Raw genomic sequence first — 18,615 nt, 5'->3', positions numbered from 1 at the left:
TTGATAAAAAACAATGTTACTGAGTAATTTAGAAAGCGTTCCAGGCCACCAAATTTTAAAGCAGCTGGATGTTGTTTACGGAAGTACCGTTCGTAGCAAGCATGTTGGCCGTGACTTGATGGCAAGTTTAAAAAATATTGTTGGTGGTGAACTTACAGGGTATACCGAATTATTAGAAGAATCTCGCCAAGAAGCCATGCAGCGTATGATTGTAAAAGCTCAGCAACTTGGTGCGAATGCAATTGTCGGTATTCGTTTTTCAACTTCAAATATTGCTCAAGGTGCTTCTGAATTATTTGTATATGGCACAGCAGTGGTTGTGCAGCCTCAAGCCCCTCATCTACCCGATCCATTTAATGCATAGGTAGAAAATGGACAATCTTATTTTTCAGCTTGTTATTTTTCTCATTCTTTTCAGTATTGGTTGGGCTTTTGGCCGCCATATTGAACGAAAACATTTGAATGAACTTCTAGAAAAAGAGCAACAATTTGCCCATATCCGAATTGATACCAATCGTTTTGCAACAAGTGATCAACTGGGCCATTTTATTAGCAGTAATGTCGTGATTTCTCATGACTACTTTAAATATGTATTGGCATCTATAAAAAACATTTTGGGCGGACGACTAAACAGTTATGAAAGTATTGTTGAGCGTGCTCGCCGTGAAGCGATTGTACGTTTAAAACAACAAGCTCAAAGTGTCGGTGCTACTCATATTATGGGAGTTCGGCTGAGTACAACCGAACTCGGAATGCAAGGCGGAATGGTTGAAGTATTTGCATATGGTACAGCAGTAAAAGATTAATACTGCCCAACTTCAGAAAAATGAATGCGAGGATTGCCAATATTTTTAGTTAAATGTTGGCAAATTCGAGTAATTTTCCAATGGTCTTGTTGTTTCGCCAAAGTAAAATAATAACGACCAAAGGAATGGAAATAATCATTTTCTGAAAAACGATAAATTTGATAATTACATTCTAGCCATGCTTGATCTTGTTCAATCCGAACTAGAGGATTACTCAAATTGTGCTGTAGTCGTAAATGGGATAATGCTTGCTGCCGAGAACCTTTATATTCATGACAAGACACGACACATAAAGGCTCTCCTCTAAATTGGAAATAGTCCACCTCAAGTTGATCTGCCAACAACTCATCAAAAGCATCCCAATTTTTCTGGTCAAAGACCAATTGAAAACGCGTGACGACTTCTAAAATACGGTGATAATCCTGATCCATGGCGAACCTTCTATGCGGGTTTTTCACCAATTTAGCACGGCGAAATCACTTTTTTATTTTACTTTTGTTTTCCGAATCATTTTATAAAGAAGTTTTGGTGACATCCGAGAAACCATCACACCTATTTTTTCTTTGGTTCCCCCCACAACAATATATTCTTGCCCCTGTACTAACGCTTTTACAGCTTGCTCTGCAAAAACATCTGCCTCTAAACCATTCTCGATTGCTTCGTCTTGGTGACCTTGAGGTTCCCCTGCACCATTGAGTGCATTGAAAGAAACATTGGTTTTTACGAAACCAGGGAAAATAACTGAAACTTCCACCCCTTGATCTGAGACTTCAGCACGTAAACTATTTGCCCACATATGAATTGCTGCTTTAGCAGCGGAGTAACTTGCACGATACTGTGTACCCAACAAACCCGCTACACTCGACACAAATACAACTCGGCCAGACTTTTGTTTTAGCATCGTTGGTAGGACGGTTTTGGTGAGTGCGACTTGTGAGAAATAATCGACTTCCATAATGGCGCGTTCAGTTGCCATGGTCGTGTCTTTAATTAAAGCACGTTGGCTTAAACCCGCATTATTGATGAGCCAGTCAATACGACCTTTCGCCTTTAAAATCTGCTTATAAGCCTCTTGAACCTGCTTTTCATCAGTAATATCTGCGACCACAGACAAATGATGATCGGGATTTAATAAACCAACCCGAACCTCTTCTAATTCTTCAAAACGACGCGAGGTCAAAATCAGCTTTGCGCCTTGTAAAGCCAATTCCCCTGCTAAGGCCTTACCCAAACCAGAAGATGCGCCCGTAATCCATACCACTTTATTTTGCAAAGTATCAAGTTTGGCCATGTAATGTTCCTATTATCTTTTTAAATTATGCTGCTTGATGCATGAAGGCCAAAAAGTGGTTGATATAATGAGTGGCTGTGGTCTGATCGACCTGTGTACCTAACTTTTCCAAACGTTTATAGCCCAAATGCGTCGTCATGTTGATGACTCCGTTAAGAGTTTTATCGACAACCAAATTAAATTTTAAACGCTTTTTAGGCTCACGTACTAGGCTTGTTACGCCTAAATCCACAATTTGTATGAGGGTCTCAAATGCAGCCGTAATACTTTGCATATTACCGTCACGAATTTGCTGCGTAAGGGTTTCGGCTTGTTGCACGAGTTGAAGTGTGACCGGATAAGTAATATAAACTTGCTGCCCTTGCTCTTTCATGAGAGATGTCATGTAGTCAACTAAAGGTAAAAGACGTTCATTTCCAAAGAATGAAACTGACCAAGGCATGTATTTTCGAAAAGTCTCTAAAACTTGCTGAATAACTTTTTCAGACTCAGCTTGTTGTTTTGGAGACATGGTTGCATTTCCTGACTGTAAAAGCACAGAAAAAACCTGTTCAATAATTTCACAAGAAAGGTCAGACAATACATCCCCCAAAATTTTTGCCTGACTTTGACTTACCCCATTATGCAGTTTTTGCCGAATGGCCTCGAACTGGGTATAAGTCGAATCGGAAATTTTCAAAAAAACTTCATAACTCATCAGCAGCATCCTTTTTCAATTCTTTTGTAATTTTTGTGCCGTGTGCCTACACGATTAAATTGTGATCCATCTTTCATAAATCTACCGTTTTTTGAAAAAAATACAAAACCGTTTATCTGTTTTCAGCACATTAATTTCGAGGCATTTTTTTGCTACAATAGATGCAATTTTTTATGCATATTCGATCTAAGCTACTATGACTGACGCTCAAACCGCTCAAAATATTGCCACCACATACGATCCAACCGAGATCGAAAAGAAGTGGTACAAAACGTGGGAAGAACAAGGTTACTTCAAACCTTCTGGTCACGGTGAATCATTCTGTATCATGATTCCACCACCAAACGTCACTGGTAGTTTGCACATGGGCCATGGTTTTAACAATGCCATTATGGATGCCCTCACCCGTTATAACCGTATGATGGGTAAAAACACGTTGTGGCAACCAGGTACTGACCACGCTGGTATTGCAACGCAAATGGTTGTTGAGCGTCAACTTGGCTTACAAGGTGTAACTCGTCACGACTTAGGCCGTGAAAAGTTCATCGACAAAGTTTGGGAATGGAAAGAACAATCTGGCGGCACAATTACGAAACAAATTCGTCGTTTAGGTTCGTCTGTAGACTGGTCACGTGAACGCTTCACGATGGACGAAGGTTTATCAAACGCTGTTAAAGAAGTATTCGTTCGTTTGCACGAAGACGGTTTAATTTACCGTGGTAAGCGCCTTGTAAACTGGGACCCTAAACTTCAAACAGCACTTTCTGACCTTGAAGTAGAAAGCAAAGAAGAAAAAGGCTCACTTTGGCATTTTAAATATTTCTTTGAAGACAAATCAGTTAAAACTCAAGACGGCAAAGACTATTTAGTTGTTGCAACAACTCGTCCTGAAACATTACTGGGCGATACTGCGGTTGCTGTTCATCCTGAAGATGAGCGTTATGCACACCTTGTTGGTAAAAATATTGTATTGCCAATTACTGGTCGTTTAATCCCGATCGTTGCCGACGACTACGTTGAAAAAGACTTCGGTACTGGCTGTGTAAAAATCACGCCTGCTCACGACTTCAACGACTATGACCTAGGTAAACGCAATAGCTTGCCAATCATCAATATCTTCAACAAAAATGCCGAAGTTTTAGGCGAGTTTGAATATATTGCAAAAGCTGGCGAACAAATTTCTAAAACCATTACGGCACCTGCGGACTATGCTGGTTTAGAGCGTTTTGAAGCACGTAAAAAATTAGTTGCTCAAGCTGAAGCTGAAGGCTGGTTAGATCAAATCCAACCATATGACTTAAAAGCGCCACGCGGTGACCGTTCAGGTGTGATCATTGAGCCATTATTGACTGACCAATGGTATGTAAAAATTGCTCCTCTTGCTGAGCCTGCAATTGAAGCAGTTCAAGATGGCCGCATTAAGTTTGTTCCAGAGCAGTACAGCAACATGTACATGGCATGGATGCGTGACATTCAAGACTGGTGTATTTCACGTCAGCTTTGGTGGGGTCACCGTATTCCAGCTTGGTACGATGCAAATGGCAATATCTATGTTGGCCGTAACGAAGAAGAAGTACGCGCGAAAAATAACATCGCGGCTGACGTTGAACTTAAACAAGACGAAGACGTTCTTGATACATGGTTCTCATCTGCACTTTGGACATTCTCAACTTTAGGTTGGACTGGCGACGCACAAAAAGACGCAGCAAATGATTTCTTAAAAACCTTCCACCCAACAGACGTGTTGGTGACTGGTTTTGACATCATTTTCTTCTGGGTTGCCCGCATGATCATGATGACCCTACACTTCATGAAAAATGAAGATGGTTCATCTCAAGTTCCATTTAAGACTGTTTACGTTCACGGCTTGGTACGTGATGGTGAAGGTCAAAAAATGTCGAAGTCTAAAGGTAACGTACTTGACCCATTAGACTTGATTGACGGTATTGATTTAGAAAGCTTAGTTGCAAAGCGTACGACTGGCCTCATGAACCCGAAAGATGCAGCGAAGATTGAAAAATCAACGCGCAAAGAGTTCCCAGAAGGCATCAATGCTTATGGTACTGACGCAGTTCGTTTCACGTTCTGTGCACTTGCAAACACTGGTCGTGACATCAAGTTCGATTTAAAACGTGTTGAAGGCTACCGTAACTTCTGTAACAAAATCTGGAACGCAACCCGTTTCGTTCTCATGAATGTTGAAGGTCAAACTGTTGGTCAAGAGGCCCGCCCTGATCTTTGGGAACTTCCAGAACAATGGATTATGAGCCGTCTGCAAAAAGCGGAAGCTGCTGTACATCAAGCGTTTGCAACTTACCGTTTAGACCTTGCTGCTCAAGCGATTTACGACTTTATCTGGAATGAATACTGTGACTGGTACGTTGAGTTAACTAAACCAGTTCTAAACGATGCAGAAGTTTCAGAAGAGCGTAAAGCTGAAGTACGCCGTGTATTGCTTGCTGTGATGGAAGCTTCATTACGTTTGGCTCATCCATTAATGCCGTATTTAACAGAAGAAATCTGGCAGACGCTTGCACCAATGCTTGGTCAAGGTGGTCCAACGATTATGACTGCTCAGTACCCTATTCCTGAGCAAGCAAAAATCAATGAACAAGCTGAAGCAGATATGCAATGGCTTCAAGGTTTGATTGGTGCAGTACGTAACATTCGTGGTGAGTTAGGCTTAGGTAATGCGCGCTTGTTGCCAGTATTACTTCAAAATACGTCTGATGCTGAACGTGAACAAATTATTCGTATTGAAGCGTTGTTCAAAGCATTGGCTAAAGTTGAAAGCATTGAGTTCTTGAATAAAGATCAAGAGCCACCTTTGTCTTGCTCTAGTGTTGTTAGTCATGCATCGGTATTTGTACCAATGAAAGGCTTAATTGACCCTAAAGCTGAGCTTGCTCGTTTGCAAAAAGACTTGGATAAAATCCAGAAGCAACACGACCAAATTGCGGGCAAACTTGCAAACGAAGGCTTTGTCTCTAAAGCACCAGCAGCAGTTGTTGAAGGTGAAAAAGCGAAGCTTGCTGAGTTTGCTGCTCAGTTAGAGAAAGTTAAAGCGAATATGGAACAAATTGCTGCGCTTTAATGCAGTAATTTGATTCAAAAAATCCCCTCAAATGAGGGGATTTTTATATCAAATTTAAATAGTTATCAATATAATTAATAAAAAACTAAATGAGTCAAACTTAATGTCTGGTTTAAAAATATTTATTTCCTCTACTTGCTATGATTTATTCGAAGAGCGTGCACAAGTCCGTAATTTACTCCTTAATTTAGGCCACGATCCGATTCTAAGTGATCACAATGATGTTCATTATGATCATCATGAACATACTCATGTAAGTTGCATCAGACAAATATCAAATGCTGATATGGTAATATTATTAGTAGGAAGTAGATATGGAGGAGTTGCCATAGATGATGCTTTAAAAGAAATTAATTTAGATATTATTCAAGATCGTTTAAATAGCAAAATTAAATTAAAAGATCTAATTGAAGAAATGCAGGAACGGACTCAAAAATCGGCAAAAGCTTCTGAAGCCGATAGCACTATAAAAAAAATACGTTATGGATTTTCCATTACTCATTTTGAAATCTTGAGAGCTATTCAAGAAGATATTCCTATTTATGCATTTGTAAAAGATAAGGTATGGAATTTTAACGAACTTTACACCTTTAATAAGGATAAAATTGAAGATCTTACAATACCATCAATTGAAAAAAATCATTCAAAGTATTTATTTGAATTTATTGAAATTTTAAAAAATAGAAAATATGGTAACTCTATTCAATCATACTCAAATTATTTGGATATTGAGCAAGCTTTAAAAAAACAACTCGCCGAAAAATTAAAAACATTGATGGATGAGAGAAAAAATCTTAGAAAAGAAAGTGCTGCTCAACAAGATTATATTAATAAATTAACTGATCGATTTGATGATCTTAAAGAAGCTATACTTTCTGTGCTTCCAAAAGGTAATGAAAGAGTAGTAGCTAAAGGCGTTATTAAATTTAGGAAACTTATTTCTTCACTATCATATATGATAAGTAAAGTAGAAACTGATATAGCTAATATAAATGAGGTAATAATAACAAGTAACTTTTCATTAGAAGAAATTATTACAACCAATTTAAATATTTCTAAAATCATATCTACCGATATCAACGATAACTTCAAAGATTTATTTAATATTATTTTCAGATCCAGACATCCTTTACATCGTAATGCTATAAAAAATATTTTAATTAGTGAAAACTATTTTTTTATAATAGAAAATTCAAGAATTTATGAAGATTTAAAAGATGACTGGAATGATTTCATCAAAATAGATGAACCAACAAGAAGAACTATTGTTGAGGCTTTAAATGAAAATAATATACCTGAAATAATTAGCTATATAAGATACATTAAACAAGATATGTATTCATATGCGGAAGAGAGAATTAAAGAAGCTATCAACTCACAAGAAATAAGTGAATCTACAATAGAGCTTATAAATTCAATTCTACTTAATATACGAAAGGATTCAGATGATGACACCTTAAATATCTTTAGAAAATCATCTTAATTCTTTAAAAGTATTGAATCATATATAACCCTATTTGTTTAAACGAATAGAGTTATTTACAAATTTGCTTATTATTCAACAAATATTGATAGTTCCCTCTTCCCATGGGTGAGGGATGTTATTCTCTAAAGGAGTGAAATAAATTCTTAAGATAATAAAACCCCATGCCCCAATAACATCTCTACCCCACTCACCTTTTTCATATGCTTTAAATGCTCTTTTTCCCACTTTAACTGCTGTTTTAACTCAGCACAATCAGCATCTATAGCTTTATAAACATCACTAATATGCACATTCTCTGCTTTTACGTTTTTTGCTAACTGAAAAGAATCCAAAATCTCAGCAATTTGGCTTTCAAGCTGCTGACTTTGTGCATCCAAAGCCAGTTTATAAAATCGCAACTGCTCAGCAGATAATTCTTTAGCGCCTAGCCCCTTATTCTGTTCAAGCTGTAACTGAAGTTTGAGTAAATAAAATAAATCCTGTTTTTCATAGGCCTGACTTGCTTGTTGGAATAACTCAGTTTTTTCTTCTTTCTTTGTTTCATCTTGCTCACGGTCTGGGTGAATCATCGCAGCAATTTTTAAATAGACTGTTTTGAGTGACTGAGTTGCCATTTGCTCGGCTTGTTCACGTTTCTGTTGCTGTCTTTGCTGTTTGGCTTGTTCCCGCGCTTGTTGTTGCTCGGCAGCGTACTTTTCAAAGTCATCTTCTAACTCTGCACTTTGATGAAAGCTTTCTTGGTATTCAGATTTTATTGAATGAGCTTTTTTATTCTTTTTTACCGACTCTTGTGCATGTTGCTGATAAAAGGTATCGATCTGCTTTACCAGCTCCAACTGTTGAGCAGACAGCATTTTAGAGCACGTCAACATTTGCGCAAGCTGGGCATTTTTTTCATCGAGTTGTTGCATGTCTGCTTTAGAAAAATCATGGCTATGTAACATATTCCAAAGTTGATCCAACTGCTGAAATAGCACGGCATGTAAATCGCTATACACAGGCATCAGTTTTTGCCGTATGTGTTGTTGAATTTCAGCTTGTGCATTTTGCCATGTGCTCAGGCTAACTTTTTGCTGCTCTATTTTATCAATCAGGCGATTCAGTTTTTTCTGCTGTGCAGACGGTTCAGACCTTTGCTGCAAGCTCACTTTGAGATCAAAGGACATATTCATCCACCTGAAAAAGAAAAAAGTGTAGCAATAATCAGATGAGGAAGGTAGCAAAGCATTCTTTAAGTGTTAAGAGGCCAAAAATTTATATCTTAAGAAATCCACCAAATCACTAATGGCAAGGTTACGGCGGCACATAGAGTTTGAAAGCTAATCACGGCTGCCATAAGCTGACTATCCCCACCCAAAACTTTGGTTAAAATGTATGAAGCTGAAGCAGTCGGTAGCGCAAAGAAAATGACTAAAATTTGCGTTTGTAAGCTTGATAAACTAAACCACATGCAGACAGCGTAAGCCAAAGCAGGCAGTGCTAAAAGTCGCGCAAATGTATCTGCAGCCAATACCCCAATGTCTTTTTTAATTTGCAAAAACTGTAAAGCTGCGCCAACACATAACAAACCTAGTGGCAAACTCGACACTGAAAAAAGCTTAATAAACTGAGTAAAGCCTTCCCAAATTGGGATATGAAGTGCATTGACTATTGCCCCAATCACACACGATGCAATTAAAGGGTTTTTGAGAAGTGCAATCAAAACAGGTTTAATTGCCATGTGTTCTTTAGAGGTTAAAGCAAGCACCGAAATAACGTTCACAAGTGGAATACAAAGCGCCAATAAAATTGCCAGTATTGCCATTCCTTCACTTTTAAAAAGCGAAGTGACTAAAGCCAAACCAATATAAGTATTAAAACGAACCATACTTTGTACGTGTACACCAAAACGTGCAGGCGGTATGTGCCAAAACATTCGGAGTATGTACAAAAAGGTGGTCACAGCTAAGACCACAATCAACATCGCAATAATGGCTGTACTCAAGCTTTGTAAGTCAATTTTTGCAGTCGATAGCGTACTGAAAAGCAAAGCGGGAAATAGAATATAGTAATTCAGCTTCTCTGCCCCAACCCAAAACTCATCGCTAAAAAAACGATATTTTTTAAATAAGTATCCCGATGCAATTAATGCAACTAAGGGAAAAAGAGATAAAACAATACTATTCATTTCTTTACTCGAGTTTTGTTATGGCTTTCTGTTTTGGCAATTAGCTTGGCTTACTCATATATTAAAGATAATGAAAACTCATGATAAAATGAGTTTTTACTCATAATAAGTACAATATGACATTTACTCAGCTTGAAATTTTTGCACTCATTGCTGAACTAAAAAGCTTTACTGCTACAGCAGAAAAGCTGGGAATTTCACAGTCGGCAGTTTCCCATGCGCTTAAATCATTAGAACAACAATGGGGCATTAACCTGATTTCAAGAACTCAAAGTGATATTGAGCTCACCCCCACAGGTCAACAGCTTCTTACGCATGTAAAAGAGTTATTGAGTATTTCCGATACCTTAGAAAAAGAAGTGGCTGCGATTCATGGTTTAAATGAAGGAACATTACGTATTGGATCTTTTGGGGCTTCATCCTCTATTTATCTACTACCTGAAATTTTAGAAACCTTTCGGCAGCGCTATCCTAAAATCGAAATTTATATCGATGAAGGCGAAGATAAAGAAGTTGCTCAGTGGTTATTAGAACGGCGCATTGAGGTTGGTTTTTTAATTATGCCCGATGAGCGCTTCGATACATTCCCCTTAATTGAAGACCGTTTTGTTGCCCTAATTCCAAATGGTTACCCACTCGCAGAGCAGCTCTATATTGATCCAGCACAACTAGAAAACAGCCCTTTTATTATGACAATGGCAGGTAGTCGACATCAGGTCGAATTAATTTTAAAAAACTTTAATGTGAAACCAGACATCAAATTTTATGTTTCACAAATTTTAAGTATCGTGAGTATGGTTCACAATCAATTAGGAGTTTCGATTGTCTCTGATATGGTCATCACCAAAGAGTTGCTCGCGCTCTATCCAAACGTAGTCAAACGCCCGTTTAAACCAAACCTTAAACGTTCTATTGGTCTCGCAGTCAAGAATAAAAAGCACATGAGCCCCGCTGCGAAAGCATTTATTGAGGTTGCCCAATCAGTTTGGTCAGATCATTAAATGATTACAGATAATTTTTAGGAATTTTATAACGAACTTTTTCAGGTCAATTTTCAAGCACATTAGATGACTTTTAACGTAAAAAGCGCCATTACTGCCCCATCCTGACCAAATCAGCGCACCATTTATCGCCAAAAACTATTTATTTAATCCAAATTGGTGCGCTTATTGCATATTCACTTTTATGCAATTGAGTTTGTTTCGACAAACTTAGGTTTTTAGATTCCTTAAATCTATTTTGGTGCAATTTACAGTCCCAGATTTGTTCCAAAATGGAATTTAGCACTTTTTTCGAGCATGCTATGCAAAATGTAGATCTATTTTTCTTATTACTTGGTGCAGTTTTGGTTCTTGCCATGCACGCAGGTTTTGCATTCTTGGAACTTGGTACGGTTCGCCATAAAAATCAGGTGAACGCACTGAGTAAAATTCTGACTGACTTTGCCCTCTCTGCAATCGCATATTTTTTTGTTGGCTATTACATTTCCTATGGTCAGCACTTCTTCCATGATGGTACGGTTTTATCAAGTGATCATGGCTACAACCTGATGCGTTGCTTCTTTTTGCTCACTTTTGCTGCGGCAATTCCCGCCATTATTTCGGGTGGTATTGCAGAACGCGCAAAAATGCGTTCACAAGCAATTGCGACACTTGCTTTAGTGGCGCTGGTTTATCCGTTTTTTGAAGGCATGGTCTGGAATGGCAACTACGGTTTGCAAAAGTGGTTAGAAACAACCTTCGGTGCAGCTTTTCATGATTTTGCCGGTTCAGTCGTAGTACATGCTATGGGCGGTTGGATTGCACTTGCAGCGGTCATTTTATTGGGTGCACGTTCTGGTCGTTATAAGAAAGATGGTCGTGTAAGTGCTCATCCACCTTCTTCTATTCCCTTTTTGGCGCTTGGTTCATGGATTTTAATTGTTGGCTGGTTTGGCTTTAACGTGATGAGTGCGCAGCGTGTTGATGCTATTTCTGGTCTGGTTGCCATTAACTCGCTCATGGCAATGGTCGGTGGAACAATTACAGCCAATGCGATTGGTAAAAATGACCCAGGCTTCTTACACAATGGGCCACTTGCTGGTTTAGTCGCAATCTGTGCCGGCTCAGACATTGTTCATCCAATCAGTGCACTTGTTATTGGTGGTGCAGCTGGGGCTATGTTTGTTTATCTATTCACTTATACTCAAAACAAACTCAAAGTTGACGATGTGTTAGGTGTATGGCCTTTACACGGCGTATGCGGCGCATTTGGTGGTATTGCTGTAGGTTTATTTGGTCAACAATGGCTTGGTGGTTTAGGCGGTGTGTCATTCATCTCTCAACTCATCGGGACAGCGCTCGCGATTGCCATTGCACTTGCTGGTGGCTTTATTGTTTATGGCTTACTGAAAGCGACCATTGGTATTCGTCTATCTCAAGAAGATGAGTTCCGTGGTGCAGATTTGTCTATTCATAAAATTTCGGCAAACTCTGAAGAAGGTATGTTTTAATACTTTCTAATGTGCCCAAAGCGATGATACTTCTCGTCGCTTTTTTTATTTTTTAAGGAAAATTGGTCCCCTTTCTTCTGTATGGTTTAAGATCAATTTAAGCCTAATTTTATGTAATTAGCCGTATCCATTGTCGATTGATGTTGCATCAGAATGACTACTCAAAAACAATTTTTCCAAATTAATATCATTTTTCTTTTTCTCAGTTTTCTTCTACTTTTAATCATTTTTCCAGTGGGTGGGAAAATTGATATGTACCTCATCCAGCCTTGGATCGATTCAACGGGTCATTTTTTCAATCGAGACAATTGGTATCTGGAAAGACTTAATCATGAGATTGTAAAGCAGATCATTACTGGCATTTATGTCATATTTTTCGGTCTATGGCTTGCATCATTTAAAGTTGAGAAATTAAAGCTTTATCGCTGGCAATATGGTTATATGTTTTTTGTGAGCATGATTGGTAGCGCACTGGTTGGTCTCTTAAAATCACAATCTGCTCATGCGTGTCCTTGGAATATGATTCATCCTAACAGCTTAGGTGGCTATATTTGGGACTTTACTGCGAAACATGGACATTGTTTTCCGGGTGGGCATGCAAGCGCTGGTTTTATTTTAATGACAGGTTATTTTGTTTATCGCCTTGAGCAGCCTAAACGTGCCTATTTTTATCTCATTGCGGGCATTCTATTAGGCTTTATGATGGGATGGGCACAAATGATGCGTGGAGCACATTTCCTGAGTCATAACTTATGGACAGGTTGGGTGGTTTGGGCGGTAAATATCTTATTTTATGCAGTTTGTATTCACCGCTTTGAATTTGAAAAACAAATTAAACAAGAACGGGTCTAAATTAAATTCTAGTTTCATGAACATGTAAAATCTTTGGAAGTTTGACCAAGACCGAAAGTCCTCCAAGCTCTAAACTTCTGTCTAGTGTCAAAGTTCCACCTAAACGTTGAGTTGCTCGGTCAACAATGGATAGGCCTAAACCACTCCCCACTTCAAGATGGTGATGTACACGATAAAACCGCTTTAGAACTTTGTCATAATGTTCTGGGTCAATCCCCGCGCCGCTATCTTCAATTTGTATACATGCATCGCCATCTGTAGCAGTGAAAACAGAGATATTAATCATCCCTTCATGAGGCGTATATTTGATTGCGTTATCAATTAAGTTAAAAATGATTGAATGAACTGTTGGCTCAACACTATGCATTTCGATTGGTTCATTACGAACAAATCCCAAGTCGATTTCTTTTTGCATAGCTAAATTCACAAGCTGTTCAACACAATTTAAAGCGACATCATTAAGCTGAAAAGCCCTCGTTGGTTCAATCACACTTAAAGAAACATCCTGCTTAGCCAGCGCTAAAAGCTGTGTCACCAAGTGCTGAATACGCGCTAATCCTTTACTTAAATTTTGTAGCGATTCCTGCTCAGGAAATTGACTAATTAAAATCTTGGTTTGTAAATTCAGAGCTGTAACAGGAGTTCGGAGCTCATGGGCTGCATCTGCAATAAACTGTTTCTGCTCATTTTGTGCCTTAGAAATACGCTCAAACAGTCGGTTCATTTCATCAATTGTGGGTAACAATTCTTGAGGATAATCTACAACTTCAATGGGCGTGAGCTCTTCTGAATCACGATGAGTCAATTCATTTTTAAAGTCATCGATCGGCTTTAGGCCCCGACGAATAATTGCAGCTAAAGCAAAAATCGCAAATGGTAAGATAATCAAATATGGAATGAACATGCTACCTGCAAGTTCCCAAGCAAAAGCCTCACGAACCTTTTCTTGCTGGCTAATCTGAATTTGATAATCCTTTAACGGCAAAACATAGGTACGGATTAAGCCGTTACTGGTTTTATGTGAGTAAAAGCCAGCTTGTTTAACAGGTGGAACCAATAAATGGAGATGGTGAGATAAATGGGCTTGATCTTTATATGCCCAAATATCTACAAATAAATCTTCTTCATGATAAGTTTTATGAAAATCAAACTTACTTGTTACTGTTTTCAATGGATATTCAGCTGTTCGCTCAGCTAAATAACGCATTTGCGTATCTAAAATTTCGTCAACTTCTTGCAGTGCAACCTTATAAGCACTAAAAATTAATATACAACCTAAGATTACACTGAAAATTGAGGTGCCCCAAATCAGTCGTTTTTTTAATGAATAGTGCACTGTGATGAAGTTCCAAAATTTAAGTTACGATTGCCCTAAACGGTAACCCAATCCTCGAATCGTTCGGATAAAGTCTTTCCCGAGTTTAGCTCGCAAGTGATGCACATATACTTCAATCGTATTACTGGTCACATCACTATCAAAATCATATAACTTATCTTCAAGATTTGCTTTAGAAAAGATTTTATTTGGATGGCTCATTAAAGGAATCAGGATTGCCCATTCACGATTAGACAAATCAATACGCTGACCTTTGAAGGTAGCAATGTGTTGTTCAACATTTAAAACTAGATCGCCACTTTGTAATAGCTGCTCATGATTTGCAAGCTGAGCCTCTACCCCGCTACGGCGTAATAGCGCGTGAATACGAGCAAGTAACTCATCAAACTCGTATGGTTTGATCAAGTAATCATCTGCACCGTTGTTTAAGCCATCAACACGGTTTTGTAACTGATCTCGCGCAGAAATGATTAAGACTGGAGTTGCTGCTCTTTGGCGAATTTGCTTTAAGACCTGCATGCCATCCATCATCGGTAGCCCTAGGTCTAAAAGAATTAAATCGAATTTATTTTTAGCTAACTGAGCCAGACCATCTAGGCCATTATTAACCCACTCCACTTCAAATTGATGATATTGCAGCAACGTTATTGTTGATTCTGCAATCATAAAATCATCTTCAATCATCAAGATTTTTGTCATGTTCTAGGCTCGCTTTAATTCACATGTGCACATGAGTGCAGCATATCCAGTTGAGGGTTGATGACCTGAGTTTTTACGCCTAATAAACTCAGTAAGCTTGGGAATAAATTATCCTGACTTAACTTCTCTTTAGTTTGTTGGCTTAAACAACTTACTTGTGCAAAATTGTTCTGTTTCCAGCGATCTGAAAACCACATCATCATGGGTACATGTGTTTGTTGGGTCGGTGCGATTGCATACGGTGAACCATGTAAATATAAACCATGTTCACCCGTTGATTCACCATGATCAGATAAATACCATAAACCTGTTTGATATTTCGATAATTCTTTTAGATTATTAATGATCTGACTTAAAACATGATCTGTGTATACAATGGTGTCATCATAACTATTTAATAACTCTGTTTGAGAGCAACCCTGTATCGCATTAGTATCGCAAGTCGGTTTAAACAGTTGATATTGAGCTGGTGCGCGCTTGTAATAGGCTGGACCATGACTTCCGACTTGATGTAAAACAATCAGTCGTGGACGGGTATCTTCTTTAGGAATAGTCGCTAAATATTCATTTAAGCTATCAATTAAAATATCATCATAGCATTCGCCGTCTTTACACCATTTTTGCTTTAACTTTTCTGGTATTTTGTACTGGTCAACACGATCACAAGTGCCCTTACACCCAGAGTTATTATCAATCCAAGTCACTTGGTAACCCGCACGCTTTGCAATGTCCAATAGATCTTCACGATGACTCGCAAGTTGTTCATCATAGTCAACGCGAGGCATTCCAGAGAACATACATGGAACAGACACAGCAGTTGCTGTACCACATGAGGTGACTTGGGAAAAATTCAAAATATCTTGTTTAGAAAGTTCCGGATTCGTATTTTTCGAATAACCATTTAATGCAAAACTTTCTGCACGAGCTGTCTCGCCAACAACGAGTACCATTAATTTAGGTAGGTTCGTTTGCACTTGCTGAACTTGATGAGCATCTTCACCATAATGTATGAGTGGTAAGTTCTTCTTAGGCGCCATTTTGTGATAATAAGACATTAAAGATGAAATACTATTTTGTGGAGAAATCATACCTTTTAGATCACGATGCTCACGAAAAATAGATGCAAAATCAACATAATAAACAAATAGCAAAATACCCACGATTGCACACGAGGCAATAATTGATCCGATTTTTTTAACCACTAAATGAGATACTTTTTCTTTTTTAAGATTTATTTGAAAAATTAAAAAGACAGGTAAAACAACAAAGAAAACTGTCCAAAGCCCGAAACGTAATGAAATTAAATCAGAAACTTCAGATAAATCAGTTTGTATCATATTTTGAATCTGATCGGGTGAGATGATTACCCCCAATGTATTGACGAAATAAGAGCTAAAACCGCCAATGAAGACCAATAAAATTGCAATAATTTTAGCAGTCCATTTCCAGTTTAAAATCTGTAAAATTGCATAATAGGCAGCAACCACAATAACTACAGTAGCAGCTAAGAATAGAATAGCTTTTATTCCAACATATGGAGTTAAAAGATGTACTTCATGATAAAAACCAACATTTAGAATTACCCCTAACCAAATGGCTATAATTAAATTAAACATAAACAGTGAAATCTGTTTATGTTTTAAAGTAGAAAAAAAATTCAGCATCCCGGACGACTACAATCTTTTTATGATGCTTCACTGTAGAAATTAAAACTTAAAAATCACTTAAATAAAAATGATCTAATCCAGAAGCCTTATCACATACTTATTTTTTAAATTTTAAACAACAAAAAGGCGAGATTGATTAATCTCGCCTTTTTTAATTTTTAACTAAATATTGTTCTTAGAAACTATATTTAGCCATTAAACCAACACGGTTATCTTTGTAAGACTTACCGTCAAAAGTATCACGCTTACCGTTAACGTACTCAACACCTAAATCAATTGGTTTAACTGGCGTATAAATCACGTTAAGCCATGCTTGTTGAACTTTTTCATTCCCTGCTGCATATGCTTTTGCATAATCAGTACCGTCATCAGAGAACTGAGCACCATACGCTAGAGTAGAACGTAAGTTAGGTAAAATCTTATAAGTTCCACCCACTTGTACTGCTACAAATTCATTTTGCTCAATATCACCATTTACGATTGTATAGGCCTTATTACTACCATATAGATAGTTGCTATTACCTACTACATATGATGCATCAGCAAATAGTTTTAAAGGATCAGATACTTTAAAGTCTGTACCAACTGCTACACCCCAACCAGTTTGGTTGTCACCGCCAGCTTTTGATTTATAGTTTTCAACTAATGCACGAGCTGAAGCCGACCCCTTGCCATCTGCATAACCTTGAGTGATTTTAGCAGTTAAGACTGGTAGACTATATTTGATACTGTCATTTACCCAAGCACCATCTTCATCCTTTGTACCCGTAAGACCAGCACTATCGCCCTCTTCAGCTGCTACAAACAATTGAGTCGTTGGTCCAAGTTTATAGTTATAACGCACTTGCGGAACACGTGTTGTACCACCACCAATGTTTGTCGAGAAATCGATCATTTCTGGTGCATGATTAGACAAGAAGTTAGACGTTGTTTGACCGAACAACCAGTTGTTATAAGTTAAGTAAGCATGACGAATACGCAATCCATCATTTGTACCTGCAAAGTCAACTTCGATTTTACCCCCAACTTTGGCATTACTTACAGGAGCAGTAAAATCTAAACCTAAACGAGTCGTTTTAGGTGTTGCACGAATTTTGTCTTTTGCTTCACCTTTTGATTCAGCTACTTTGTTAAAGTCGTTATCCGCACCTTCGATAATGTAGTTAGCATCACCACGAACATAACCATATAGGTTCACATCAGCGCCAGCTTTAGATTTAAATCCTGCTAAAGGAGAAGCTGGTGCAGCAGCTTGAGGTTGTGCTTTAACTTCAGCTAACTGTACTTGCTGTTGTTGCTGTACTTGCTGTTGTTGTTGCTGAACTTGTTGCTGCTGTTGAATTAAAGCTTTCAGCGCTTCAACTTCTTTACGAAGCTGTTGAATTTCCGCTTTGTCGGAAGTCGCAGCATGTGCCCCACTCATCATTAAAGCTGTAACTGTAAGAGCCAAGCTTTTAATAACAAAAGATTTACGATTAAGGAATAGATCCATCAAAAACTCCTAAAAATATATTTTATGTTGCCTATCCATGCCAAGTTGATTTATGCCATTAAATTAGGGGCTAAAAAATCAACTATCTTCCACTTTGGCTACATTAATTTTATTACCGCAACCAAAACCAATTTCAACGTTATGCAAGACCAAAAGCCCATAACCAAAGACATAAAAAACATACTTTGGTTTACAGATTTTTACCTTAACTTCATGTTGTAACGAATCCTACACAACTCTCTTATCTTATAGAATGATTAAATCGTTATTTCATTATTCTTTTTTAGACTTTAGGCTAATAACCAATCTAATTGAACATTTTTCTGCCCATCTCGATTGATTCACATGATTTTTCTTGTTATCCAAATCCATTTTTTCTCCATTTAGCTTCCATTTGCTATCTACACAAGATGGCACAATTAATTGAGCATTTAAATAGCTAAAAATATACATTTTTAAAAACATAGACGAAGGTATGAGTTAAAGCTTAGATCACGGCTTAAGCAACATTAAAATTCTTTATTTCATTTAGTTAAC

Annotated in this window: 17 protein-coding genes; 7 read left to right on the top strand and 10 right to left on the bottom strand. The window is 37.9% G+C overall.

Annotated elements, in window-relative coordinates; translation table 11 throughout:
- The first annotated feature begins 13 nt into the window (after positions 1-13).
- Together HLV59_RS03635 and HLV59_RS03630 are read left to right on the top strand one after the other, a co-directional pair.
- Positions 14-364: a YbjQ family protein gene (locus HLV59_RS03635; protein WP_000927245.1), complete on the top strand. Its 351-nt coding sequence runs from the start codon at positions 14-16 to the stop codon at positions 362-364.
- A gap of 7 nt (positions 365-371) precedes the next feature.
- On the top strand, positions 372-806 hold the full coding sequence (locus tag HLV59_RS03630) for a YbjQ family protein (protein WP_016143339.1): 435 nt from the start codon (positions 372-374) through the stop codon (positions 804-806).
- On the opposite strand, the gene HLV59_RS03625 is transcribed toward HLV59_RS03630, so the two are convergent.
- From HLV59_RS03625 to HLV59_RS03615, 3 genes are read right to left on the bottom strand one after another with little or no spacing between them, the layout of a single operon-like run.
- Complete coding sequence (locus HLV59_RS03625; RefSeq protein ID WP_016143340.1) at positions 803-1,237, bottom strand: nuclear transport factor 2 family protein; 435 nt, start codon at positions 1,235-1,237, stop codon at positions 803-805. The genes HLV59_RS03630 and HLV59_RS03625 overlap by 4 nt on opposite strands.
- Positions 1,238-1,290: 53 nt before the next feature.
- The gene (locus tag HLV59_RS03620) at positions 1,291-2,097 is read right to left on the bottom strand and encodes an SDR family NAD(P)-dependent oxidoreductase (RefSeq protein ID WP_171429359.1); all 807 of its coding nucleotides are present in this window, start codon (positions 2,095-2,097) and stop codon (positions 1,291-1,293) included.
- A 25-nt stretch (positions 2,098-2,122) separates the two neighbouring features.
- Entirely contained in the window at positions 2,123-2,794 is a 672-nt protein-coding gene (locus tag HLV59_RS03615) for a hypothetical protein (RefSeq protein ID WP_061874888.1), read from the bottom strand.
- Between the two features lie 196 nt (positions 2,795-2,990).
- Between HLV59_RS03615 and HLV59_RS03610 the strand changes: the two genes are divergently transcribed.
- Positions 2,991-5,888 carry a valine--tRNA ligase gene (locus tag HLV59_RS03610; protein ID WP_171429358.1) on the top strand — a complete coding sequence of 966 codons (2,898 nt, stop codon included), beginning with the start codon at positions 2,991-2,993 and terminating at the stop codon, positions 5,886-5,888.
- 103 nt (positions 5,889-5,991) lie between these two features.
- Positions 5,992-7,371 carry a DUF4062 domain-containing protein gene (locus tag HLV59_RS03605; RefSeq protein WP_171429357.1) on the top strand — a complete coding sequence of 460 codons (1,380 nt, stop codon included), beginning with the start codon at positions 5,992-5,994 and terminating at the stop codon, positions 7,369-7,371.
- Between the two features lie 146 nt (positions 7,372-7,517).
- Here HLV59_RS03605 and HLV59_RS03600 read toward each other — a convergent pair whose 3' ends face one another.
- Together HLV59_RS03600 and HLV59_RS03595 are read right to left on the bottom strand one after the other, a co-directional pair.
- Positions 7,518-8,540, bottom strand: a complete 1,023-nt coding sequence (locus HLV59_RS03600) for a molecular chaperone DnaJ (RefSeq protein ID WP_171429356.1) — start codon at positions 8,538-8,540, stop codon at positions 7,518-7,520.
- Positions 8,541-8,635: 95 nt separating this feature from the next.
- A complete protein-coding gene (locus HLV59_RS03595; protein WP_171429355.1) occupies positions 8,636-9,541 on the bottom strand; it encodes an AEC family transporter in 906 nt (301 codons plus the stop codon).
- Positions 9,542-9,657: 116 nt separating this feature from the next.
- On the opposite strand from HLV59_RS03595, the gene HLV59_RS03590 reads away from it, so the two are divergent.
- The 3 genes from HLV59_RS03590 to HLV59_RS03580 all read left to right on the top strand — a co-directional run bounded on the left by HLV59_RS03590 (position 9,658) and on the right by HLV59_RS03580 (position 12,884).
- Positions 9,658-10,542: a LysR family transcriptional regulator gene (locus tag HLV59_RS03590; protein ID WP_171429354.1), complete on the top strand. Its 885-nt coding sequence runs from the start codon at positions 9,658-9,660 to the stop codon at positions 10,540-10,542.
- A 302-nt stretch (positions 10,543-10,844) separates the two neighbouring features.
- Positions 10,845-12,032: an ammonium transporter gene (locus tag HLV59_RS03585; RefSeq protein WP_016143347.1), complete on the top strand. Its 1,188-nt coding sequence runs from the start codon at positions 10,845-10,847 to the stop codon at positions 12,030-12,032.
- Between the two features lie 153 nt (positions 12,033-12,185).
- Positions 12,186-12,884 (top strand): phosphatase PAP2 family protein, encoded by a 699-nt coding sequence (locus HLV59_RS03580; RefSeq protein ID WP_171429353.1) that lies wholly within the window; start codon positions 12,186-12,188, stop codon positions 12,882-12,884.
- A 1-nt stretch (position 12,885) separates the two neighbouring features.
- Here the strand turns inward: HLV59_RS03580 and HLV59_RS03575 are convergent, their stop codons facing one another.
- The 5 genes from HLV59_RS03575 to HLV59_RS03555 form a co-directional block, all read right to left on the bottom strand.
- Positions 12,886-14,220 (bottom strand): two-component system sensor histidine kinase PmrB, encoded by a 1,335-nt coding sequence (locus HLV59_RS03575; protein WP_016143349.1) that lies wholly within the window; start codon positions 14,218-14,220, stop codon positions 12,886-12,888.
- 24 nt (positions 14,221-14,244) lie between these two features.
- Positions 14,245-14,919, bottom strand: a complete 675-nt coding sequence (locus tag HLV59_RS03570; RefSeq protein ID WP_003655381.1) for a DNA-binding response regulator PmrA — start codon at positions 14,917-14,919, stop codon at positions 14,245-14,247.
- Positions 14,920-14,933: 14 nt separating this feature from the next.
- Positions 14,934-16,583 (bottom strand): phosphoethanolamine transferase, encoded by a 1,650-nt coding sequence (locus HLV59_RS03565; RefSeq protein ID WP_171429352.1) that lies wholly within the window; start codon positions 16,581-16,583, stop codon positions 14,934-14,936.
- Positions 16,584-16,761: 178 nt separating this feature from the next.
- On the bottom strand, positions 16,762-18,078 hold the full coding sequence (locus HLV59_RS03560; RefSeq protein ID WP_163118687.1) for a DcaP family trimeric outer membrane transporter: 1,317 nt from the start codon (positions 18,076-18,078) through the stop codon (positions 16,762-16,764).
- A gap of 273 nt (positions 18,079-18,351) precedes the next feature.
- Positions 18,352-18,543, bottom strand: coding sequence for a hypothetical protein (locus tag HLV59_RS03555; RefSeq protein WP_171429351.1), 192 nt, complete (start codon positions 18,541-18,543; stop codon positions 18,352-18,354).
- Positions 18,544-18,615: the final 72 nt, after the last annotated feature.

The sequence above is a fragment of the Acinetobacter lactucae genome (genome assembly GCF_013122135.1).
Taxonomy (GTDB): Bacteria; Pseudomonadota; Gammaproteobacteria; order Pseudomonadales; family Moraxellaceae; genus Acinetobacter; species Acinetobacter lactucae.
This window is presented reverse-complemented; position numbering and strand designations above follow the sequence as displayed.

Bases quoted from the DNA above. Each gene is read 5' to 3' on its own strand.
- HLV59_RS03635 (WP_000927245.1), top strand. From the start codon at position 14: ATGTTACTGAGTAATTTAGAAAGCGTTCCAGGCCACCAAATTTTAAAG.
- HLV59_RS03630 (WP_016143339.1), top strand. From the start codon at position 372: ATGGACAATCTTATTTTTCAGCTTGTTATTTTTCTCATTCTTTTCAGT.
- HLV59_RS03625 (WP_016143340.1), bottom strand. From the start codon at position 1,237: ATGGATCAGGATTATCACCGTATTTTAGAAGTCGTCACGCGTTTTCAA.
- HLV59_RS03620 (WP_171429359.1), bottom strand. From the start codon at position 2,097: ATGGCCAAACTTGATACTTTGCAAAATAAAGTGGTATGGATTACGGGC.
- HLV59_RS03615 (WP_061874888.1), bottom strand. From the start codon at position 2,794: ATGAGTTATGAAGTTTTTTTGAAAATTTCCGATTCGACTTATACCCAG.
- HLV59_RS03610 (WP_171429358.1), top strand. From the start codon at position 2,991: ATGACTGACGCTCAAACCGCTCAAAATATTGCCACCACATACGATCCA.
- HLV59_RS03605 (WP_171429357.1), top strand. From the start codon at position 5,992: ATGTCTGGTTTAAAAATATTTATTTCCTCTACTTGCTATGATTTATTC.
- HLV59_RS03600 (WP_171429356.1), bottom strand. From the start codon at position 8,540: ATGTCCTTTGATCTCAAAGTGAGCTTGCAGCAAAGGTCTGAACCGTCT.
- HLV59_RS03595 (WP_171429355.1), bottom strand. From the start codon at position 9,541: ATGAATAGTATTGTTTTATCTCTTTTTCCCTTAGTTGCATTAATTGCA.
- HLV59_RS03590 (WP_171429354.1), top strand. From the start codon at position 9,658: ATGACATTTACTCAGCTTGAAATTTTTGCACTCATTGCTGAACTAAAA.
- HLV59_RS03585 (WP_016143347.1), top strand. From the start codon at position 10,845: ATGCAAAATGTAGATCTATTTTTCTTATTACTTGGTGCAGTTTTGGTT.
- HLV59_RS03580 (WP_171429353.1), top strand. From the start codon at position 12,186: ATGACTACTCAAAAACAATTTTTCCAAATTAATATCATTTTTCTTTTT.
- HLV59_RS03570 (WP_003655381.1), bottom strand. From the start codon at position 14,919: ATGACAAAAATCTTGATGATTGAAGATGATTTTATGATTGCAGAATCA.
- HLV59_RS03565 (WP_171429352.1), bottom strand. From the start codon at position 16,583: ATGCTGAATTTTTTTTCTACTTTAAAACATAAACAGATTTCACTGTTT.
- HLV59_RS03560 (WP_163118687.1), bottom strand. From the start codon at position 18,078: ATGGATCTATTCCTTAATCGTAAATCTTTTGTTATTAAAAGCTTGGCT.
- HLV59_RS03555 (WP_171429351.1), bottom strand. From the start codon at position 18,543: ATGTTTTTAAAAATGTATATTTTTAGCTATTTAAATGCTCAATTAATT.